General features: G+C 63.3%; 17 protein-coding genes. 5 read left to right on the forward strand and 12 right to left on the reverse strand.

The window, feature by feature from the left end:
* Positions 1 to 5: 5 nt before the first annotated feature.
* The 11 genes from C0058_RS14605 to C0058_RS14655 all read right to left on the reverse strand — a co-directional run bounded on the left by C0058_RS14605 (position 6) and on the right by C0058_RS14655 (position 15,384).
* Complete coding sequence (locus C0058_RS14605) at positions 6 to 2,762, reverse strand: malto-oligosyltrehalose synthase (protein WP_102368889.1); 2,757 nt, start codon at positions 2,760 to 2,762, stop codon at positions 6 to 8.
* Positions 2,759 to 4,843: a 4-alpha-glucanotransferase gene (gene malQ / locus C0058_RS14610; protein ID WP_102368890.1), complete on the reverse strand. Its 2,085-nt coding sequence runs from the start codon at positions 4,841 to 4,843 to the stop codon at positions 2,759 to 2,761. The genes C0058_RS14605 and malQ overlap by 4 nt, the downstream gene beginning before the upstream one ends.
* Complete coding sequence (gene treZ / locus C0058_RS14615; protein ID WP_008435135.1) at positions 4,840 to 6,591, reverse strand: malto-oligosyltrehalose trehalohydrolase; 1,752 nt, start codon at positions 6,589 to 6,591, stop codon at positions 4,840 to 4,842. Before treZ ends, malQ begins: the two co-directional genes overlap by 4 nt.
* A gap of 16 nt (positions 6,592 to 6,607) precedes the next feature.
* Positions 6,608 to 8,167: a glycogen synthase GlgA gene (gene glgA, locus C0058_RS14620; protein ID WP_087692372.1), complete on the reverse strand. Its 1,560-nt coding sequence runs from the start codon at positions 8,165 to 8,167 to the stop codon at positions 6,608 to 6,610.
* Between the two features lie 439 nt (positions 8,168 to 8,606).
* The gene (locus C0058_RS14625; protein ID WP_102368891.1) at positions 8,607 to 9,560 is read right to left on the reverse strand and encodes a D-2-hydroxyacid dehydrogenase family protein; all 954 of its coding nucleotides are present in this window, start codon (positions 9,558 to 9,560) and stop codon (positions 8,607 to 8,609) included.
* A 26-nt stretch (positions 9,561 to 9,586) separates the two neighbouring features.
* Positions 9,587 to 10,600 (reverse strand): alpha/beta fold hydrolase, encoded by a 1,014-nt coding sequence (locus C0058_RS14630; RefSeq protein ID WP_102368892.1) that lies wholly within the window; start codon positions 10,598 to 10,600, stop codon positions 9,587 to 9,589.
* A 55-nt stretch (positions 10,601 to 10,655) separates the two neighbouring features.
* Positions 10,656 to 11,087, reverse strand: coding sequence for a YqaA family protein (locus C0058_RS14635; RefSeq protein ID WP_102368893.1), 432 nt, complete (start codon positions 11,085 to 11,087; stop codon positions 10,656 to 10,658).
* 3 nt (positions 11,088 to 11,090) lie between these two features.
* Positions 11,091 to 11,537, reverse strand: a complete 447-nt coding sequence (locus C0058_RS14640; protein WP_102368894.1) for a DUF411 domain-containing protein — start codon at positions 11,535 to 11,537, stop codon at positions 11,091 to 11,093.
* A gap of 154 nt (positions 11,538 to 11,691) precedes the next feature.
* Positions 11,692 to 12,147, reverse strand: coding sequence for an SRPBCC family protein (locus C0058_RS14645; protein ID WP_102368895.1), 456 nt, complete (start codon positions 12,145 to 12,147; stop codon positions 11,692 to 11,694).
* Positions 12,148 to 12,228: 81 nt separating this feature from the next.
* Positions 12,229 to 14,223 (reverse strand): methyl-accepting chemotaxis protein, encoded by a 1,995-nt coding sequence (locus C0058_RS14650; RefSeq protein ID WP_102368896.1) that lies wholly within the window; start codon positions 14,221 to 14,223, stop codon positions 12,229 to 12,231.
* Positions 14,224 to 14,388: 165 nt separating this feature from the next.
* Complete coding sequence (locus C0058_RS14655; protein WP_102368897.1) at positions 14,389 to 15,384, reverse strand: aldo/keto reductase; 996 nt, start codon at positions 15,382 to 15,384, stop codon at positions 14,389 to 14,391.
* A 118-nt stretch (positions 15,385 to 15,502) separates the two neighbouring features.
* Here C0058_RS14655 and C0058_RS14660 point away from each other — a divergent pair, with 118 nt between their 5' ends.
* Complete coding sequence (locus C0058_RS14660; RefSeq protein WP_102368898.1) at positions 15,503 to 16,420, forward strand: LysR family transcriptional regulator; 918 nt, start codon at positions 15,503 to 15,505, stop codon at positions 16,418 to 16,420.
* Here C0058_RS14660 and C0058_RS14665 read toward each other — a convergent pair.
* A complete protein-coding gene (locus C0058_RS14665) occupies positions 16,411 to 17,316 on the reverse strand; it encodes an AraC family transcriptional regulator (protein ID WP_102368899.1) in 906 nt (301 codons plus the stop codon). The genes C0058_RS14660 and C0058_RS14665 overlap by 10 nt on opposite strands.
* 102 nt (positions 17,317 to 17,418) lie before the next feature.
* Here C0058_RS14665 and C0058_RS14670 point away from each other — a divergent pair, with 102 nt between their 5' ends.
* From C0058_RS14670 to C0058_RS14685, 4 genes are read left to right on the forward strand one after another with little or no spacing between them, the layout of a single operon-like run.
* Positions 17,419 to 17,979 (forward strand): carboxymuconolactone decarboxylase family protein, encoded by a 561-nt coding sequence (locus C0058_RS14670; protein ID WP_003207562.1) that lies wholly within the window; start codon positions 17,419 to 17,421, stop codon positions 17,977 to 17,979.
* Between the two features lie 52 nt (positions 17,980 to 18,031).
* Entirely contained in the window at positions 18,032 to 19,093 is a 1,062-nt protein-coding gene (locus tag C0058_RS14675) for an acyl-CoA dehydrogenase family protein (RefSeq protein ID WP_003207563.1), read from the forward strand.
* Positions 19,090 to 19,893 carry an ABC transporter ATP-binding protein gene (locus C0058_RS14680; RefSeq protein ID WP_003207565.1) on the forward strand — a complete coding sequence of 268 codons (804 nt, stop codon included), beginning with the start codon at positions 19,090 to 19,092 and terminating at the stop codon, positions 19,891 to 19,893. The genes C0058_RS14675 and C0058_RS14680 overlap by 4 nt, the downstream gene beginning before the upstream one ends.
* On the forward strand, positions 19,880 to 21,079 hold the full coding sequence (locus C0058_RS14685; protein WP_010171568.1) for an ABC transporter substrate-binding protein: 1,200 nt from the start codon (positions 19,880 to 19,882) through the stop codon (positions 21,077 to 21,079). Before C0058_RS14680 ends, C0058_RS14685 begins: the two co-directional genes overlap by 14 nt.
* Positions 21,080 to 21,093: the final 14 nt, after the last annotated feature.

Consider the following 21,093-nt stretch of genomic DNA (forward strand, 5'->3'; position numbering starts at 1 on the left):
AAATTTCAGCTTTCTTGATCATCAGGATTGATAAAGACATTGACCGGGAAATCCCCCAGGGCAGCGCTGATCATGAGCTCCTTGTTTGGTGTGACTGCGCCTGTTCGGAAAAGTCCCTTCCAATTTTGGGTTGGAGCGGCGAACGGTAATCGGACCCGGGTATCGCCCCAAATCTGCGCGTTGATCAGGGGATACACACCGTTTTCAAGCAGCCGGTGAGGCCAGCGTGGCACCACCACCAGCAGCTGTTTGCCCTGGTATTCGCGGTAGAAAGCGACCACCCGCTCGGCGTGTTCGCCCACCACTTCCAGAGGCTCGTACGTGCCCTGGCGAAACAGTTGCGGATGCGCCTTGCGCAACCCCAGGACCTGGCTGATCAACGCCTGTTTTATACGCCCGTCATGCCAGTTGAACATCAGCTCGCCGATGTCCGGTGGTGTGTGCAGGCCCTGTCGCCGTGCGGGGTAGTCCACCGGGCGGCGGTTGTCAGGGTCCACCAATGTGAAGTCCCAGAACTCATCACCCTGGTACAGGTCCGGCACGCCCGGCACGGTGAGGCGAAGCAAGGATTGCGCCAGCCCGTTGAGCGCGCCGGCCGGGGCGATGGCCTGGGCGGCCTCGCCGATGGCATCGCGCAGGGTCTTGCCGGCGTCCTCCAGCAGCAGCCGTGACAGGAACGCTTCGACACCTTGCTCGTACAACTCGTTGGGTGCGCTCCAGCTGCTGTTGAGCTTGGCTTCACGCAGGGCTTTTTGCTGCCACTGCCACAGGCGCTGGTGATAGTCCGCCAGGCCCTCGGTATCGTCGCGGTGCAGGTCCAGCGGCCAACTGCCCAGCAGCACCTGATAGAGGATCAGTTCGTCACCCGCGGACGGCGTGTTGGCATCGCTGCGCAGGCGGGCGGCGAGGGGGCGCCATTGCTCCACCTGCTCGGCATACCAGTCGGCGGCCTCGCTGAGCACGGCCAGGCGCGCACGGGTATCTTCGCCGCGCTTGTGGTCGTGGGTGGCGGTGGCCAGCAGGTTGTCGGGGAAGGTGCGCAGGCGTTGCTGATTGACCGCGTGGAAGTCTTCCAGCGGGGCGCTGAATTGTTCGGTGCTGAAACCCACGTCATTGCGCGACAACAACACACCCGAGCGGTAGAACGCAGTGTCTTCCACGGCCTTGGCCGCCGCCGGCGAGGTCAGTTGCTGGAAGCGTACGCAGGCGTGCTTGAGCATCTTGCGTTTGCGGCCCAGGGGGCGGTCGCGCCAGGGTTGGCCGCCGAGCCATTTTTCCAGGTAGTCGAGCACCGGCCAGTCGCCTTCGCTCAAGGTGCTGCGGGCACCGGCCAGGGCTTGCAGGAAAAACACGTCATCCAGTTCGCTGCGGCCCCGGGCGCTGATGTAGGTGCGGTACACCGGGAAATGCACGATCAGTTCCTGCAACGCGCGGCGAATTGCACCCAGGGTCAGGTCGCGGCTCATCACATCGTCCCGGGCCACTTGCAGCAGGGCCTGGGCCACACTTTCAAAATCCCCGGCCAGGGAACCGTTGAGGATCTGCTGCCGGGCCAGCCAGGCTTCTTCGATAAATGAAGACGGGCGTTCGGTGTGGCGGGTCCATAACTCGGCCAGGGGTTCGAAGCCCTTCGGGTCATGTTGCAGCAATGACAGCTGGTTCATGAATTCGTAGCCGGTGGTGCCGTCCACGCGCCAGTCTTCACGCAAGGTTTCGCCTTCGCCGAGGATCTTCTCGACGAAGATCGGCAAGTGCCGCCCACTCGCCAGCGAGTCCACCCGGCGGCGCAGCTTGCGGCAGTAACCGCGCGGGTCGGCGAGGCCGTCGATGTGGTCGATGCGCAGGCCGTCGATCAGGCCTTCGCTGATCAGCTGGAAGATCTTGCCGTGGGTCGCTTCGAACACCGCGCTGCGTTCAACCCGCAGGCCGCCCAGCTCGTTGACGTCGAAGAACCGCCGCCAGTTGATATCGTCCGCCGCCGTGCGCCAGCTGGCCAGGCGATAGCTTTGTTGTTCCAGCAGGTGGTGCAGGCGGGCGAAACCTTCGGGATGGCGGGCGTCGTAGAGGTCGAGGTTCGCTTCGATGGCCTTCAGGGTTTCGGGGTCGCGGGCGGCCTCGATCAGTTCCTGTTTCAGCGCGGCGGCCTGGGGATAGGCGTCCGGCTGGTAGGCCAGGCTGCTGAAGCGATCGGCCAGTGACTTGACGGGCACCAGCTCGCCGTATTCCCGCGGGCAGATCGGGAAGCGATGTTCGTAATGCTCGACGTAGAAGCTGCCGTGCAGCGGGTCGAAGCGCAGCGGCAGGGCACCCGACTGCAGGGCTTCGCCGTAGTCGCTGCCCAGGAACGGCATCAGCAGTTGGCCCTTGAGCAGCGGGTCTGGCGAGTGCCATTGAATGTCGAAGAATTCGCTGTAGGGACTCAGGCGACCCCATTCCAGCAAGTCCAGCCACCACAGATTATCGGCACCGCCGACGGCCATGTGGTTGGACACGATATCGAGGATCAGCCCCATGTCATGTTCGCGCAACGCCGCAACCAATCGCCGCAGCGCCGGTTCGCCGCCCAGCTCGGGATTGACGGTGGTGGGATCGACCACGTCATAGCCGTGCATCGAACCGGCGCGGGCGCTCAGCAATGGCGAGGCGTAGAGGTGGCTGATGCCCAGTTCGGCGAAGTACGGCACCAGTGGCACGGCGTCGTCGAGGGTGAAGCCCTTATGAAATTGCAGGCGCTGGGTAGCCCGTAGCGTCAATGCTTTCATCGGTCACGCTCTTGGGCCTGGATGCGCGCCACGGCCAGCAGCTCAAGGCGGCGGGCGGCATTGTCGTCATCGAGCAGGGTGGCGGCATCGCCCGGCAGGCGGCGGCGCCAGTTCGGGTGGGTGTCGGTGGTGCCGGGCAGGTTGGATTGTTCCTCGACCCCCAGGGCGTCCTCCAGCGGCAGCAATACCAAGGGTGCGCGGGTGTGGCCCAGGTAGCGCACGCTGGCGTCGATGACGTGGTCGGTTTCGTTGCGCACTTCGTCGATGAAGTTCTGCGGGTCCTGGCTCAAGGCCTGGCGCAGCGCCTGGCGTTCCCGCAGGCGGTGTTCGCTCCATTGCTCGACGGTGGGTGCATCGATCAGGCCCAGCTGGACATTCCAGTCGATATCGCGGCTATGCCACCAACCGTTGAGGGTCGGCAGGTCGTGGGTGCTGGTGGTGGCCAGTGCGTTGTCCGGCCAATCGAGGATCGGCTTGAACTGGCCGCCGTGGTCTTGTTCGAACAGCAGCACGCGCATCCCAAGGATTGAGCGCGCGATGAGTTTTTCCCGCAGGCCGTCGGGTACGGTGCCGAGGTCTTCACCGAGGACGATCGCCTGGTGGCGGCTCGACTCCAGGGCCAACAGCCGCAGCAGGTCATCCACCGGGTAATACAGGTAGGCGCCGTCCCGTGGCGAGGCGTCCATCGGGATCACCCACAGGCGTTGCAGGCCCATCACATGGTCGATGCGCAAGCCGCCGGCGTGGGCGAAGTTGGCCCGCAGCATTTCGATAAACGCGCGAAAGCCGTTGCGCTTGAGGCCTTCGGGGGAAAACGCGGAAATACCCCAGCCCTGGCCGGCACGGTTGAGGATGTCAGGTGGCGCACCCACGGTCAGTTCCGCCAACAGTTCATCCTGGCGGCTCCAGGCCTGGCTGCCGCCGCCGTCGGCGCCGACTGCGAGGTCGGCGATCAGGCCGACACCCATGCCGCTGCCGCGCGCCGCTTGTTGCGCGCGTTCCAGGCACCGGGCAATCAGCCATTGGCTGAAGGCGTAAAAGCCGATTTCGTCCCGATTGGCTTCGGCAAACTGCACCAGGGCCGGGCTTTGCGGGCTGTGCCAGTCCTCTGGCCAGTGGCGCCAGTCGAGGCTCTCGCCGTTGGCCGCGCGTTCGGCTTGTACGGCTTCGAAGCGGCAGTGGTTTTCCAGGGCTTCACCGCCAGCCTGGCGGAAGCTCAGGAAGTCGGCATGTTGCGGGTGGTCGCCCTGGCGGAAGTCGTCATACAGGGTGCGCAACAGGCGCTGCTTGGCTTTGGCCGCGGCCGGCCAGTCGATCAGGCTTTGTTGCTCAAGGTCATTCAATTCGTCGGCCAGCCCGCTGGCTTCGATGGCAGTTTGCACCGCACGTTCGCCGAGGATGCAGCCGGGGGACGCGTACAAACTGTTGAGGAACAGGCGGCTGGACGGGGAATAGGGGCTGAAGCGCTCGGTGTCGGCGCTGAACATCGCGTGCATCGGGCTGATGGCCAGGGCGTCGGCGCCGCGTTCGGCGGCGGCGCGGGCCAGTTGTTCCAGGGCCTGGGTATCGCCAAAGCCGCCGTCGCCGCTGCGGCGCAGGGAATACAGCTGGGCGCTCAGGCCCCAGGCGCGGGCGGTCTGGGTGTCGACCGCTTCTGCGACGGTGTAGCAATGCGTCGGTGCCACGGCCAGGGTGAAATGCTGGTCGGCAATATGCACTTGTTGGTAGCCGACCGGAATCGAGCCGGGCAACACCGCGTTCTCGTCCAGGCTCAGGTCCAGCACGCTGGAATCCTCGAGGTGAACCTGGCACGGCGTACCGGGGGCGAAGTAGCGCGCCAGGTCCAGGCCGGCGCCGCTGTCGACGGTCATCAGGGGCGGCAGGTGCTTGTCTTGTTGCACGCGTTCGAGGTCCAGCAGGCTGGCTTCGATCTCGGCGTCGCTGTCGGCCAGGTGGCCCAGGCCTTTGAGCACGGCGCGCAGGGCGTCGGGCTTTACATGTTGCGGGCGGCCATTCGCGTCGATCCAATCGACGGCCAGGCCCGCTCGGCTGGCGAGTATTTCCAATTGCGCGTCGCTCAAGGGTGCTCTCCAACAGGGGAATGGGTGAGGCTGACGCGGGCGCTGAGGGGAGCCAATTGTTCGGCCCCGCTGGCCTGCGTCACAAATAGGAGGTGCTCGGCAGCCGGGTAGTTCAGAGAATCGGCGCTCAGGTTGAGGTCGATCTGCAACAGGCTGCCATTGCCCAGGCGCCAGCGCGCCGTGACCGCGCCCTCCGCCAGCACGTGCGCACCCAGGGCCATGCTGCCGGGCAGGTGCGGCACGATATGTTGGTGGCGCAGGCTCAACAGGTGCCGGTAGAGCTGCGAGTCGCCGCAGTCGGCGAGGGCGGGTGCCGAGCGGCGGAAGGTTTGCAGGGAGTTGGGGTCGGGAATGCGTTCGCGGCGTTCGGGGTCGCTGAACGCGGCAAAGTCGGCAAACTCGTTGCGCCGGCCTTCACGTACCGCCTCGGCCAGTTCGCCGTGATGGTCGGTGAAGAACAGGAACGGCTCCTCGGCGTTGACTTCATCGCCCATGAACATCAGCGGGATCATCGGCGACATCAGCAGCAAGGTCGTCGCGGCGCTCAGGGCCTGGGGCGAACACAGTTGATGCAGGCGTTCGCCCAGGGCGCGGTTGCCGATCTGGTCGTGGTTCTGCAGGAACAGCACAAAGGCGCTGGGCGGCAGGTGCCCGCTGGGCTCGCCGCGCGTGTGGCCGTGGCGCGTGGTGTGGCCCTGGTAGATAAACCCTTCGCTCAGGCAGCGCGCCAGTTTTCCCGTGGGGTCCTGGGCGAAATCGCTGTAGTAGGCGTCGGTTTCGCCGGTGAGCAGCACGTGCAGGGCGTTGTGGCCGTCATCGTTCCACTGGGCGTCGAAACCGCTTTCCAGCAGGCTGGCCTGGTTGAATTCGTTTTCCAGCACCAGCCACACATGCCGCCCCGTGTCGACTTGCTGGCGTACTTTTTGCGCCAGCTCCTGCAGAAATTCGGGATCGTTGATGGCGTGCACGGCGTCCAGGCGCAGGCCGTCGAAGCGGTATTCCAGCAGCCACATCAGGGCGTTGTCGATGAAGAAATCCCGGACCTCCCGGCGATCAAAGTCGATGCCCGCGCCCCAGGGCGTGTGCACGTCTTCGCGAAAGAAACCCTTGGCGTAGGTGCCGAGGTAGTTGCCGTCGGGGCCGAAGTGGTTGTAGACCACATCGAGGATTACCGCGAGGCCATAGTGGTGCGCACTGTCGATCAGCTGTTTGAGCTGCTCGGGCGAACCGTAGGAGGATTGGGGAGCGTAGGGCAGGACACCGTCGTAACCCCAGTTGCGTTCGCCGGGGAATTGCGCGATGGGCATCAGCTCAATGGCGGTGACCCCCAGTTCGGCGAGGCGCGGCAGTTGTTTCTCGACCTCGGCGTAGCCCCCCAGTACGCCCACGTGTATCTCGTAGATCACCGCTTCGTGCCACGGCCGGCCTTGCCAGTGGCTTTGGCGCCACTGATAGGCCAGGGGGGCGACCACCACGCTGAAGCCGTGAACGTCCGTGGCCTGTGCCCGGGAAGCCGGGTCGGGAACGTCCTGTTCGCCGTCGATGTTGTAGCGGTAGCGGGTGCCCGGCGGGCATTGCAGCTGCACCACAAACCAGCCATCGGCCTGGGGCAGCATCGCTACCGATTTTCCTTCCTCAAATTCAACGCTGACATAAAACGCGTCTGGCGCCCATAACGCGAAGCGGGTGTGTTCCGCATCCAGCATGATCGCGCCGTGGGGCCAGGTTTCCAGAGTCCGTGACGGCATCTATGAAGACCTCTTTTTACTGTTTCCCCGATCTTCCCAGCGCTTTCGCTACCAGTTGCTCATAAAGTTCGGCATAGGGTTCCACTGCCTGGCACCAGTTGAACGGTGCGGCCATAGCCCGGCAACGCATGGCGTTGAGCAAGCCTGGGAAGGCGAAGACCTTGAACGCGCGGCTCAGGGCCGCTTCGTAGCTTTCGACAGTGGATTCGTTGAACAGGAAGCCGGTGACACCATCCTCGATAGTGTCGGCCAGGCCGCCGGTGTTGCGTGCAACCGGCAACGAGCCGAAGCGCTGGGCGTACATCTGGCTCAGGCCGCAGGGTTCGTAACGGGATGGCATCAACAGGAAGTCGCTGCCGGCGAACATGCGGCGCGCGTCGGTCTCGTTGAAGCCGATGCGCACGCCGATCTGGCCGGGAAAGCGCAGGGCCAGGGCACGCATGGCTTGCTCTTCTTCCGGCTCACCACGGCCGATGATCGCGATCTGGCCGCCATTTTCGACGATGAAACTGGCGACCGCTTCGGTCAGGTCCAGGCCTTTCTGGTAGACCAGGCGCGATACCACGGCGAACAGCGGGCCGGTGGAGTCGTGCAAGCCAAACAGGTTGCGCACATGGGCGGCGTTCTGTGCCTTGCCTTCCCAGTCACCAATGTTGAAAGGGTGGGTCAGGTGCGGGTCAGTGGACGACTCCCAGCTTTCATCAATGCCGTTGGGAATGCCGCTGAGCAAGCCTTGCTGGGTCTTGCTGGCGAGAAAGCCATCTAGACCGCAGCCAAATTCGGGGGTGGTGATTTCCTGGGCGTAGGTGGCGCTGACCGTGGTGATATGGCTGGAATACGCCATGCCGGCCTTGAGGAATGACAGCTTGCCGTAGAACTCCATGCCTTCTTGCTGCAAGGCGTGTTCGGGAATCCCCAGTTCCGGGCACGAGGCGAGGCTGACCACGCCCTGGTAGGCGAGGTTATGAATGGTGAACAGCGTTGGAGTGCGTGACCCACGCCAGTGCATATAGGCTGGCGCCAGGCCTGCTGGCCAGTCATGGGCGTGCACCAGGTCCGGGCACCAGTGGATCTGCGCCAGGTTGGCGGCAATATCGGCGGCGGCCAGGCCCAGGCGGGCGAAGCGGATATGGTTGTCGGGCCAGTCGCGGCCGTTGTTGGCGCCATAGGGCGTGCCTTCGCGCTCGTAAAGCTCGGGGCAGATCAGCACGTAGATAACCAGGCCGTCCTTGAGGTCCATGCGCCCGATCTTGCACGGTGGCAGCGCGGCGTGGCCCCCCAGCTCACCGATGATATGAATAGGGTTGTCGCTGTCCAGCACCTGCGGGTAGCCGGGGATCAGCACGCGCACATCGTGCAGGTGCGCCATGGCGCGGGGCAGTGCGGCGGACACGTCGCCCAGGCCGCCGGTTTTCACCAGGTCGGCCAGTTCGGAAGTGACAAACAGCACTTTTTTGCGATTGGGATTCACACGTGGGACCGGCCGCACCGTGTTGGGAAGGTCGGCCAATGAGGTCGGCCCGCCAACCGGCTGACTAAAACGCTCTCCCTGAGTATCTACAGCGGCACTGATCATAGTTCTCTCCCGAGTTCTGGTCGGCTGATGGCATATGGCAATCAGCGAAGGTTGACCGCGTCCTGCGGCCAGGCGCACAAGCGCTACACAGACTGGCAAGCCTTATGCCAGTTGTGCTGGAGTCTTAAATAGAGTGGATGGACGGGCGTTCGGTATGAACCGTCAGCACTCGCCTTACCTTAAACCTGACCTGTGGCAGAGTTGGAAAGTTTCGATTTTTTGCGGGGTTTTTGTTTTGGATCGGACCCATCGGTCATGAGTCTAGGACAGATCCCAGAGCCTGTGGGGTCTGTGGGGTATTTTTGTAGGACAAATTTTTTTCATGAGCCCGGTAGCAGCTGTCGAGCGCGCTCCGGTTCAGGATCGGCAGTGCGCCCGACGCAGCCTCGCTGAGGCTCGACAGCTGCTACGGGGGGGAGTGGGAGGTGAAATGTGTGCACTAGCTTAGTGCGCGAACGGGCACTCCTTTGGCCCACGCTTGGATGTCTTCGATCATCTGCTGGTAGAACTGGCGGTAGTTCTGCTCGCTGACGTACCCCACATGAGGGGTGGCCAATACGTTGGGCAACTGGCGGAATGGATGCCCGGCTGGCAGCGGCTCCTGGGCGTACACGTCCAGTGCCGCGCCCGCCAGCCGGCCATTGGCCAGGGCGTCAATCAAGGCGGCCTCATCGACAATCGGCCCGCGTGCCGTGTTCACCAAATGCGCCGTAGGTTTCATCCAGCCCAACGCTTCGGCGTCCACCAGCCCGCGGCTGCGGTCGCTGAGCACCAGGTGAATCGACAACACGTCCGCCTGTTCAAACAACTCGCGCTTGCTGACCCAGGTCACGCCGCTTTCGGCAGCGCGCTCTGGGGTAAGGTTTTCGCTCCAGGCAATTACGCGCATGCCGAAAGCCTGGCCAAATTTGGCGACCTTCTGGCCAATGCTGCCCAGCCCGAGAGTCCCCAGGGTCTTGCCGTACAAATCGCCGCCCAGGCCCACTTGCCAACCCCCGGCGCGCAGGGAATTGGCTTCGGCCAGCAGGTTGCGGGTAGACGCCATGATCAGTGCCCAGGTCAGTTCCGGGGCCGCGTGCTTGTAACTGTCGGTGCCGCATACCTGGATACCCAGGGCCTTGGCCGCAGGAATGTCGATGGCGGCGTTGCGCATGCCGCCGGTCACCAGCAACTTGAGCCTGGGCAAGCCTTGCAACAGAGCCTGGTCGAAGGTGGTGCGTTCGCGCATCACGCAGATCACCTCGAACCCCTGCAAACGCTCGATCAACGTGGCGGTGTCCGCCGGGTAATCGTGGAGGAAGTGCACCTGGCCGACCGACGCCAGGACTGACCAGTCCACCACGCCACTGGCCACATTCTGCCAATCATCAATCACTGCGATCTGTACCGACATTCACGCATGCCTCGAAAAAGGTTGGATTAAAGGGCGTTCAGCCCTTGCAACAGTGCCTTGTGAAACTGTGCCGGCTCTTCCATTTGCGGTGCATGGCCCAGACCCGGGAATTCCACCAGGGTGGCGTGGGGAATCAGCTTGGCCACTTGCTTGCCCAGCACCGCATAGTTGCCGAGCTTCGCCTTGACCGCCGGTGGCGCCAGGTCTTTGCCAATGGCGGTGTTGTCGGAGGTGCCGATCAGCAGCAGGGTGGGGATCTGCAGGTCCTTGAACTCGTAGTACACCGGCTGGGTGAAGATCATGTCGTAAATCAGCGCCGAGTTCCACGCCACCTGGGTGTGGCCGGGGCCTTTGTTCATGCCGGCGAGCATATCGACCCAGCGGTCGTATTCAGGCTTCCAGCGGCCGACGTAGTAGGTGTCGAGCTCGTATTTGCGGATGCCTTCGGCGGTCAGTTTCAACTCGCGCTCGTACCATTGGTCAACGCTGCGGTAGGGCACGCCGATGGCCTTCCAGTCTTCCAGGCCAATCGGGTTTACGAGGGCAAGTTGTTCGGTTTGCTGCGGATAGAGCAGGGCGTAGCGTGTGGCAAGCATGCCGCCAGTGGAATGGCCGAGCAGGGTAGCCTTCTGAATACCGAGTTTTTCCAGGAGTTGATGGGTGTTGATCGCCAGTTGCTGGAAGCTGTACTGGTAATTGTCCGGTTTGCTGGAGGTGCAGAAACCGATCTGGTCGGGAGCGATCACCCGGTAGCCGGCGTCGCTCAGGGCCTTGATCGATTCATCCCAGGTGGCGCCGCAGAAGTTCTTGCCGTGCATCAGCACGATGCTGCGCCCGTTGGCCTTGCCCTTGGCCGGCACGTCCATGTAGCCCATCTGCAGGGATTTGCCCTGGGACTGGAAGGTGAAGTGCTCTACCGGGTACGGGTATTGGAAGCCTTGCAGCTCGGGGCCGTAGGTCGGACCTTCTTCGGCGGCGAAGGCGGGCAGGGCGCTGCCGAGCAACAGGCTGGCGACGCACAGAGAGCGGATCTTGGACATGGTTAGAGCTCCGGGAACAGTGCCCGGATGCTGTGGCGAGGGGATTAACGGGAGATTAAATCCAGTGCAGGGTGAGCATGGCCAGTACCCCGTAGCGCGCCCCTTTTGCAAGGGTCACCAGCACCAGGAACCGCCAGAACGGTTCGCGCATGACCCCGGCCACCAGGGTCAGCGGGTCACCAATGATCGGCACCCAACTGAGCAGCAACGACCAATGGCCCCAGCGCTGGTAATGAGTACGGGCGTTTTCCAGGTGCCTGGGGCTGACCGGAAACCAGCGTCGATCCTTGAAGCGCTCGACCGAGCGGCCCAGCAGCCAGTTGACCACCGAGCCCAATACGTTGCCGGCCGTTGCAACCCCGAGCAGCAACCACAGGCTGTAGTGCCCGCTGATCAACAGCCCCACCAGCACCGCCTCCGATTGCATCGGCAACAGCGTGGCGGCGCCGAAGGCGGCGAAAAACAGTCCCAGGTAACCGGCAAGCATCAATCAGCGTGCCGGATAGTCAGCCACTACCACGTCTTCGCCATCGCGAGTCAGGCCGATGACCTGATAGGCATCGCTGCTGCCGTCCATCTCCATGCCTGGCGAGCCCATGGGCATGCCCGGTGCTGCAATGCCCAGCAAGTCGTCGCGCTTGCGCAGGGCCAAGACCTGGTCGGCTGGCACATGGCCTTCGACGAACTTGCCGTCGATCACGCCGGTATGGCAAGACGCCAGGCGCGGCGCCACGCCCAGGCGTTGCTTGACCTCGCTCATGTTGCTTTCCACATGGTCGTTGACCTTGAACCCGTTGCTCTCCAGGTGGGCAATCCACTTTTTGCAGCAACCGCAGTTGGCATCACGGTGCACGTCAATCGGGATCAGCTCGGCAGCCTGGGCCAGGGTGCTCATGAGCAGGGCCGACAGTGCGGCCAGTCGCAGGGTGGTTTTCATCGTCATCTCATCGGATAAAGGGCAACAGCGGGGCATTCTCCCTGCTTTTTGGAAAAGGGTTTCCCGGGATTGTTACGAGGTTTTACGAAAAACCGACAGCACCAGAATAACCGCCTGGTGCTGTCGGAAAACTGAGAGGGATATGACGGTTTTGTCAGGCTGGCGGGGATTCCAGGCGCTGCTTGAGCTGATCAAGGGCCTGGTTGGACAGTGCGATCATGCGCTCATGCAGGGTGGTCAGTTGCAGTTCGGTTTCATAGGTGAGGATACGCTTGAACAGCGTGCCGTTGCCCTGTACTTGCAGCAGATAATGAATACAGCCATCGACCGCCAATGAGGTGAACGCGGTCTTGAACTCCCGCGGTCGCTGCGCAATCTGCACGCGATAGCTCATGGGAACCCGCACACCCAGCAGGTCGATGGTTTCAGTGAAACGATGACCGGCAGGCAATGAGCCGGTGATACCGGTGTCGGCGCCCAGGGATGTCGGATGCCATTCATGCCAGCGATCCGGTTGGGTAACGTAGTCGTAAACATCGTCGATAGAGGCTTGTATATAGCGTTCCTGACTGATCCGCTCCAGACGGATCGGGTGCTCAACTGCGTGCATGACACACCTCCTGTGTGGCGGAGCGAACTGTCAGAATAGTCCGGCTCCCGCGCATTGCACGGGAGCTTTCAGGCTATTTTTTCAACGCACCTTGAAGCGACCCATCAATGCAATAACCCGGCCATTGGCATCCAGCAGGCTCTGGGTGTTGTGCTCCGTGGCGTGGCCGCTTTGCACCAGCTCTTCGACCATGTGGCGGATGTGCACCATGCTGCGGTTGATTTCCTCGGTCACTGCGCTTTGCTGTTCGGCGGCGGTGGCGATCTGGGTGCTGAGGTTGTTGATATGGCTGACGGAGCCGGCCATCTCGTCCAATCCCGTGTTCACCCGGGCCGTGGCGTCAGCCGCAGACTGGCAGCTGGCCTGGGTGGCTTCCATGGCCGTCACCGAGGAACTCACGCCCGTGGTCAGGCGCGCCAGCATCTCATTGATCTGCGAGGTGCTGGCCTGGGTGCGGGCGGCGAGGGCGCGGACTTCGTCGGCCACCACCGCAAAACCCCGGCCTTGTTCGCCGGCCCGGGCGGCTTCGATGGCCGCGTTGAGTGCCAGCAGGTTGGTCTGGCCCGCGATGGCGCCGATCACGCCGAGGGTTTCGGTGATGCGGGCGGCATCCTGGCGCATGTTTTCCACGGTGTGGGTGGCGCTGGAGACCTCGCCGATCAACGCGCTGACGCTGCGGGAAGCTTCGCCGACCACCACCCGCGAACGGTCGGCGTGCTCGTTGGCGCGCTGGGTGAACGCAGCCGTTTCGGCGGCGTTCTCGGCCACGGTGTCGGCGGTGGAACTCATCTCGGTGATGGCCGTGACGGTCTGGTCGGTTTCCGAGGCATGGCGGACCAGGATCTGGTTGGTCTGGGCCGACGTCTGCTGCAATTGCGCCAGGCTCGACGACATGGCGCCGGTGGCCAGGGTCACTTCTCCAATCATGTTTTGCAGGTAGACGATAAAGCGGTTCACCGAATGGCCAATCGCCCCCAGTTCATCCTCGGCGCGAATGGTGATGCGCCGGGTCAGGTCGGCATCGCCGTTGGACAGTGCGTCGATATTGGTCTTCAGCGCGGTCATCCGGTGCACCAGCTGGCGGATGGCGTACACCGCCAACAGCACCAACAGCAGGATCATCGGGATTTGCAGCATCGCCAACGTGCCCAGTACGTCATCACGTTGGGCGGTGATCAGCGAGGTCGGCAGCGCAGTGGCGAGGAACCACGGGGTGCCTTCGATCGGGCGCATGAAGAACGTGCTGGCCACGCCCTGGTTGTCGAACTCGCTGCGTTGCAGGGTTTGATCACGATGAGCCAGGCCGGCGCTGACCTGGGCGGCAAAGGCCGAGGTGCCGACCAATTCGCTGATGTTCTTCAACACCACGGGGCCGCTGATGCGCGTGCTGTTGCTGATGATCTTGCCGTCGCCTTCGACGATCAGCATTTGCCCGCCGAGGTCTTTTTCCTTGCTGGCCACCAGGTCGTTGAAGAAGCCCAGGGTCACGTCGATGGTGGCGACGCCATAGGCTGCGCCGTCACGCTGGATCGCCATCGCGCAGTTGGTGCGTGGCTCCTGGCTGGCGTCATCCTTGTAGGCCGCCGCCCAGGCGCACTGGCCGCGGGGCGAAGCGAGGCCGCCCTTGTACCAGCTCTGGTCGTAGTAGTTGGGGGCCGCGTCGCTGTTCCAGAAGGTGTTCACCGCCAGCTTGCCCGAGGCATCGCGGTGCCAGAAGGTGCTGTGCTTGTTGCGTCCCGGGGTGCGTTGGTTGGGCAGGGGCCAGATGCCGCCGCCAAACACTTTCAATTCGCCGTACTGGTCCACCAGGCCTGGCAGCACCTTGTCGATGGCGTCGCTGTCCAGCAGCGGGATGGTTTGGGTGATGCTGCGTTGCTGGGCCTGAACCTTGTTCAGTTCGCCCTGGATCTGCTCGGCCACTTCGGCAATGCGATTGAGGGCCACCTGTTCTTCGGTGTGGCGCAGCTTGGGGGCCACCAACTGTCCGATGCCCACCACCGTCAAGACGAATAACAACAGGACGAACAGCACCAGGAACAGGGTGTAGCGGGCTTGGATAGAGCGCAATGAGGGCATGGGGTCGTCCTTACGAAGCGTTTATTGTGCGACGCGGCTTTGTTAGAGCTTCGAAGGGCTATCGGCTTGGGACGGGCGAGCTTGAGGCACTATCGTGCAAGAAAAACCAGGGCAGGGATTCAAGGCGCGGAGCTGGCGAGCCAGCCCCGATCCGGCGTGGCAGGATTATTTGTCCAGCATCTGCATGACCGCTTCCGGGTAGCGCAGCCCGGCTGTGGCGTTGGCCGGGAAGATGGCCTCCAGCGCCGCCAACTCGGTCGGGCTGAGCTTGACCTCCAATGCCGCGACGTTCTCTTCCAGGTACTTGCGTTGCTTGGTCCCCGGGATCGGGATCAGGTAATCCCCTTGCGCCAGCACCCAGGCCAACGCCAGTTGCCCGGCGGTCACGCCCTTGTCGGCGGCCAGGGCTTGTACCTGGTCCACCAGCAGCAGGTTCTTCGCAAAGTTCTCGCCCTGGAAACGCGGGCTGAAGCGGCGGTAATCATCCGCCGCAAAATCATCCGGGCTTTTCAGCGCGCCGGTCAGGAAGCCACGACCCAGTGGGCTGTAAGGCACAAATGCGATCCCCAGGCGTTCGCAGGCGGCGAGGCAACCGTTGTCCTCCTGATCACGGCTCCACAGCGAATATTCGCTTTGCAGGGCGCTGATGGGATGCACTTTATGAGCGCGCTCGAGGGTGGCCGCCGACGCTTCACTCAGGCCCAGGTAACGCACCTTGCCTTGCTTGACCAACTCGGCCATGGCGCCGACGGTTTCTTCAATCGCCACTTCAGGGTCGATGCGGTGCTGGTAGTAGAGGTCCAGGGTTTCTACGCCGAGGCGTTTCAGGGTGCCGTCGATGGCGTCGCGAATGTACTCGGGACGGCCATTCACCCCACGCAGCGCGGGGTTTGCGGGGTCACGCACGATGCCGAACTTGCTGGCGAGGAACACCTGGTCGCGCTTGCCGGCGATGGCCTTGCCAATCAGTTCTTCGTTGGTATGGGGGCCGTACATGTCGGCGGTGTCCAGCAGGTTGATCCCCAGTTCCAGGGCGCGGTGCAGAGTGGCGATGGCTTCGGTGGTATCGGTGCCGGTGGTGTAGAAATCGGTCATGCCCATGCAGCCGAGGCCGATGGCGGACACCTGGGGACCATTTTTACCGAGTTGACGTGTGTGCATGGGTCCAGCTCCTGTGTGGGAAGGCCTCCATTGTTGCCCTCGACAAAAGCGGGATAAACCGGCTAAAACCGCTATCACTATTATGAAATTCTAAATAATCCCTGAAGGAAACCGGCCCGTGGACCGTTTTAATGCGATGCGAGTGTTCGTGCGGATTGTCGAACTGGGCGGGTTTGCCAAGGCGGCTGACAGCCTGCAACTGCCGCGTGCCTCGGTGACCATCCTGATCAAGCAACTGGAGGCGCACCTGGGGGTGCAACTGTTGCAGCGCACCACACGCCAGGTCAGCCCGACCCTGGACGGTGCCGCCTACTACCAGCGTTGCGTGAGCCTGCTGGCGGACCTTGAGGAAACCGAGGCGGTATTCTCCACCAGCCGACGAAACCCGCGCGGCACGTTGCGTATCGATATGCCGTCCGGGATCGGGCGTTTCCTGGTAATTCCGGCAATGCCCGAGTTCACCACGCGTTACCCGCAGATCGATCTGGAAATCGGCCTCAATGACCGCCCGGTGGACCTGATCCGCGAAGGCGTGGATTGCGTGTTGCGCGGCGGCCTGGCGCTGGACGAGTCGCTGGTGGCCCGGCCGCTGGCGATGATGGATCAGGTGACCTGCGCCAGCCCCGGCTACTTGCAGCAGTTCGGCGTGCCATCGACGCTGGATGAGTTGGCCGGCCATCAAGTGGTGGAGTATTTCTCCAGCACCAGCGGCAAACGCTATGGCCTGGAGTTTCAGATCGGCAGCGACATCCGCTTGGTCGACCTGCCCAAGCAAGTGGCGGTCAACAGTGCCGATGGTTACCTGGCGGCCTGTGAGGCGGGTTACGGCCTGGTACAGACGCCGTACTACCACGCCGTTCGCCAGTTGGAAGCGGGCACGCTGGTGGAGGTGCTGGCGCATCAGCCGCCGCCCAGGTTACCGCTGACGGCGCTGTACCCGCCGCATCGCCAGCTGTCGCAACGGGTGCGGGTGTTTGTCGATTGGCTGGTGGAGTTGTGTGCCCGGCCGGGCAATGGGTTGCAGCGTCAACCTTGAGCCTTGCGGTAGGCGCCGGGCTGGAAGCCGGTGACCTTATGGAAGGCCCGGGTAAACGCCGCCACCGATTGATAACCCACGGCGAGGGACACGTCCGCTACGGTCTGGTCCTGCTTGAACAGTTGGCAGGCGTGGCGCACACGCATCATCAGCAGCACTTGCCCCGGCGACTGCCCGCACAGTTCATTGAAGCGCTTGAAGAACGCCGAGCGCGACAGGCCGGTGCAGGCGGCCATGCTTTCCAGGGTCCAGGGCTCGGCCGGGCGTGCGATCAACTGCTCCAGCAGGTTGGCAAATGCCGGTTGCCGAGCCAGCGCCGCGAGGCCGCCGAGGTCGGTGTTGTCCAGCACCTGTTGGCGCAGCACATACAGGAACAGCAGGTGGCACAGGCGCTCCAGCAGGGCGGGCGAGGGCGCCGGCGTGCGCTCGCATTCCTGCAGGATCAATTCGAACAGGTTGCGCGCGGCGGTCAGCGATGGATCACCGGCCCGCAGGATGATCCAGGCGGGCAGGGTGTCGACAATCATCGCCGACAGCCCGGACTGGAAGTGAAAGAACCCGCATACCAGTCCCACGCCGTCACTGGCCTGGCTGTCCAGCGGCACCATTGGCTTGCGCGGGCATTCCTGGGCGCCGGTGGCGGTGCCATCGCTGGACAAGCGGTACGCCAGGTCCCGCAGCAGGAAGACTGCATCGCCGTTGTTCAATGGGTAAGGGGTCGAGTCGCCGTCGATGTGCATCCAGCACTGCCCTTGCACCACCAGATGAAAACTCGCGCTTGCCAGGCCATGGGTGCTGGCGTGCCAGTCGCCGCAGTAACGCCCGACGTGAAACAGGCTGGTGTTGAGTTCAAGGCTATCTAATAACCAATCGACGAGTGAACTGGACGAATTCATCTAACGGAAAGACTCTAGAGCAAGTAATCGCTACTTTAGACTATTGAGCGGATTTTTTATAACCAACAGACTTGGTACACGAATCCATGAGGAGACCACTCCATGTCCCGCGTACCGATGCTAACCCTGGAAACCGCTCCTGAGGCGGCCAAGCCCTTTCTGGAAAATGCCCTGAAGGGTTCCGGGTTCATCCCCAATCTGTTGGCGGTGCTGGCCAACGCCCCGGCAGCCCTGGAAACCTACATCACCGTGTCGGGCCTGAACGCCAAGTCTGACCTGAGCCTGGCCGACCGCGAAGTGGTGCAACTGATTGCCGCCACCAATCACGGTTGCGATTTCTGCGTCGCCGGGCACACTGCCGTAGCGCGCAACAAGGCCAAGCTGCCGGAAGACGTGATCGACGCCCTGCGCCAGCGCGGTGAACTGCCCAACGAGCGTTATGAGACACTGGCAGCGTTCACCCGTGAAGTGATCGCCACCCGCGGTGATGTCAGCGACGCCGGCTACACCGCGTTCCGTGAGGCAGGCTACACCGACGGTCATGCCCTTGAGGTTATTCTGGGTGTGAGCCTGGCCACCCTGTGCAACTTCGCCAACGTGTTTGCCCGTACCCCGTTGAATCCGGAACTGGCGCAATACCGTTGGGAAAAACCGGCTAGCTGAAGGCGCGCAAGCGTTCGCGATGGTAAACATGCTGCAACAAGGAGAAACATGAATGCTTGACCCAATCTTGAGCCGCTGGCTCGATGTTCAAGCGCAGGCCCTGGATGTGGGCAGTTGCGATCCGCAGGAAGTGCTGCCACGGCTGGCAGAGGCCAATGTATTACGTATCGGTGTGCCCAAGGACCTCGGTGGCCTGGGCGGCGATGTCACCGGCGCGGTGGAAGCTATCGCCGATGTGGCGAGCCATTCCCTGGCGTCGGCATTTGTATGCTGGGGCCAACGCTCGTTTATCGAATACCTGCTGCAAAGCCCGAACCAGCGCCTGCGCGAGCAACTGCTGCCGGACCTGCTGAGCGGCAAGCTGGCCGGGGCGACCGGGCTGTCCAACGCGATGAAGTTTTTGTCTGGCATCGAGTCGCTGCAAATCAGCGCCGAGCCGACCGACGACGGCTGGAACCTCAATGGCCGCCTGCACTGGGTGACCAACCTGCGCAAGAACGGGTTTGTGGTGGCCGCCGCCATCGAGCATGCCCAGGGCGGCGCGCCGTTTATCCTGGCGATCCCGGACTCGGTGTCCGGCCTGCAACGTTCCCGCGACCTGGAACTGCTGGGCCTGCAATCGAGCAATACCGCAGCCCTCGGCTTTGAAGCCGTGGAGCTGAGCCGCGACTGGTTGTTGCATGAGGATGCACGCAAGTTCCTGCCGGCCGTGCGCCCGGCGTTTCTGGGCTTGCAATGCGGCATGTCCATCGGCCTGGCGCGGCGCTCGCTGGCGGAGGTGGCCAATCACCTGGGCTCCAGCCGCACCGTATTGCGTGAAGAGCTGGAAGTGTTGCGTACCTCCTTGGAACAGGCGGTCAACGACCTGAAGAAAGGCCTGCTGGCCGGCCGCTTCGGCACTGAGCCGGTACCGTTGTTCCGCCTGCGCATCGCCCTCGCGGAAATCGCTGCCAGCGCTGTGCAACTGGAGCTGCAAGCCAGCGGCGGCAAGGCCTACCTGACGGCCCACGGCAGCGGTTTTGCCCGGCGCTGGCGCGAGTCGGCATTTGTGCCGATCGTGACCCCGAGCCTGGTGCAGTTGCGCACCGAGTTGAACCGTCAGGCCAATCTATGAGCCAGGCGGTATTGCACGCCCAGGGAATTTGCCTGGGCTATGCGGGCAATTCGGTGCTGGAAGGTTTCGACCTGCAATTGCAGCCCGGCGAAGTGGTGTCGATCCTCGGCCCCAGCGGCGTTGGCAAGTCCAGCCTGCTGCGGGTGCTCGCCGGTTTGCAAGCGCCCCAGGGCGGCAGCATCCGCCTGTTGGGCGAGCCGTTGAATGGCCCGCACCCGCGGGTGGCGGTGGCGTTCCAGGACCCCAGCCTGCTGCCGTGGCTGAGCCTAGAAAAGAACGTCGCCTTCGGCCTGGACTTTGCCCGCCAGCCGCACCTCAGCCCTGAAGAACGTCGCAGCCGGGTCGACCATGCGATCCACGCCGTAGGCCTGGAACACGCCCGCCAGCAATTCCCGGCGGCGCTGTCCGGCGGCATGGCCCAGCGCACGGCGCTGGCGCGTTGCCTGGCACGCCAGCCGCAGGTATTGCTGCTGGACGAGCCCTTCGGTGCCCTGGATGAAGTGACCCGTGCCGACATGCAGCACCTGCTGCTCAAGGTCAATCGCGAGCAAGGTTCGGCGGCGGTGCTGATCACCCACGATATCGACGAAGCGCTGCTGTTGTCCGACCGGATTCTGCTACTGGGTAACCGCCCGGCGCGGACCCTCGGCGAATGGCGCATCGACTTGCCGCAACCGCGGGAAGAACAGGTGGAAGCCATCGGCACCCTGCGCATCGAGATTCTCAAAACCCTACGGCGGGCGAGCCGCACTGACCCCCAACCCCCTGAACTGCTGGAGCCTTGCCATGTGTCTGGATGACCTCACTCACTCGCGCCGTGACTTTCTCAAACTCTCGGCCGTGCTCAGTGCCGCCGGAGCCTTGCCATTGCTGAGCAGCTTGCAGGCCCGGGCGGCCAGTGAGCCGGACGCACCGGTACGCATCGGCTATTTGCCGATCACCGACGCCACGCCGTTGCTGGTGGCCCACAACAATGGCCTGTTCGAGGCCGAAGGCATCAAGGCCGAGCGCCCGGTGCTGCTGCGCAGTTGGGCCCAGGTGATCGAGGCGTTCATTTCCGGGCAGGTCAACGTGATTCACCTGCTGTCGCCGATGACCGTATGGGCGCGGTATGGCAGCAAGGTCCCGGCCAAGGTCGTGGCCTGGAACCATGTGGGTGGCTCGGGCTTGACCGTATCCCCAGGCATTACCGACGTGAAGCAACTGGGCGGCAAGTCGGTGGCGATTCCGTTCTGGTACTCGATTCACAACGTGGTGGTGCAGCAGTTGTTCCGCGACAACGGCCTGACCCCGGTGGCCCGTGCCGCCGGCAGTGCGATTGCCGCCAACGAGGTCAACCTGATCGTGTTGCCGCCCTCGGACATGCCGCCGGCCCTGGCCAGCAAGCGCATCGACGGCTACATCGTCGCCGAGCCGTTCAACGCCCTGGCGGAAAACCTCAACGTGGGCCGGGTGCAGCGCTTTACCGGCGACGTGTGGCGCAACCATGCGTGCTGCGTGGTGTTCATGCACGAGCATGACCTGACCAACCGCCCGGAATGGTCGCAGAAGGTGGTGAATGCAATCGTCAAGGCCCAGGTCTGGACCCGTGACAACCGTGAAGAGGCGGTGAAGCTGCTGTCCAAGGACGGCGAGAACCGCTACACCCCGCATGCCGAACCAGTGCTGCGCAAAGTCCTGGCGCCGGCTGCCAGCGACCGTGCGGCTTACCTGGCTGACGGCGCGATCCAGCACGCCAACTGGGACGAGCACCGCATCGACTTCCAGCCGTATCCATTCCCCAGCTACACCGAGGAACTGGTACGCCGCCTGAAAGACACGCTGATCGAGGGCGACAAGAAATTCCTCGCCGACCTGGACCCCGCGTTTGTCGCCAAGGACCTGGTGGACGACCGCTTCGTGCGCAATGCAATCGCGGCGGTGGGCGGTATGAAGACCTTCGGCTTGCCTGAGGGCTTTGAGCGAAACGAGGAGATTGGCGTTTGAACAACGGCAAAACC

The organism is Pseudomonas sp. NC02 (assembly GCF_002874965.1).
GTDB lineage: Bacteria > Pseudomonadota > Gammaproteobacteria > Pseudomonadales > Pseudomonadaceae > Aquipseudomonas.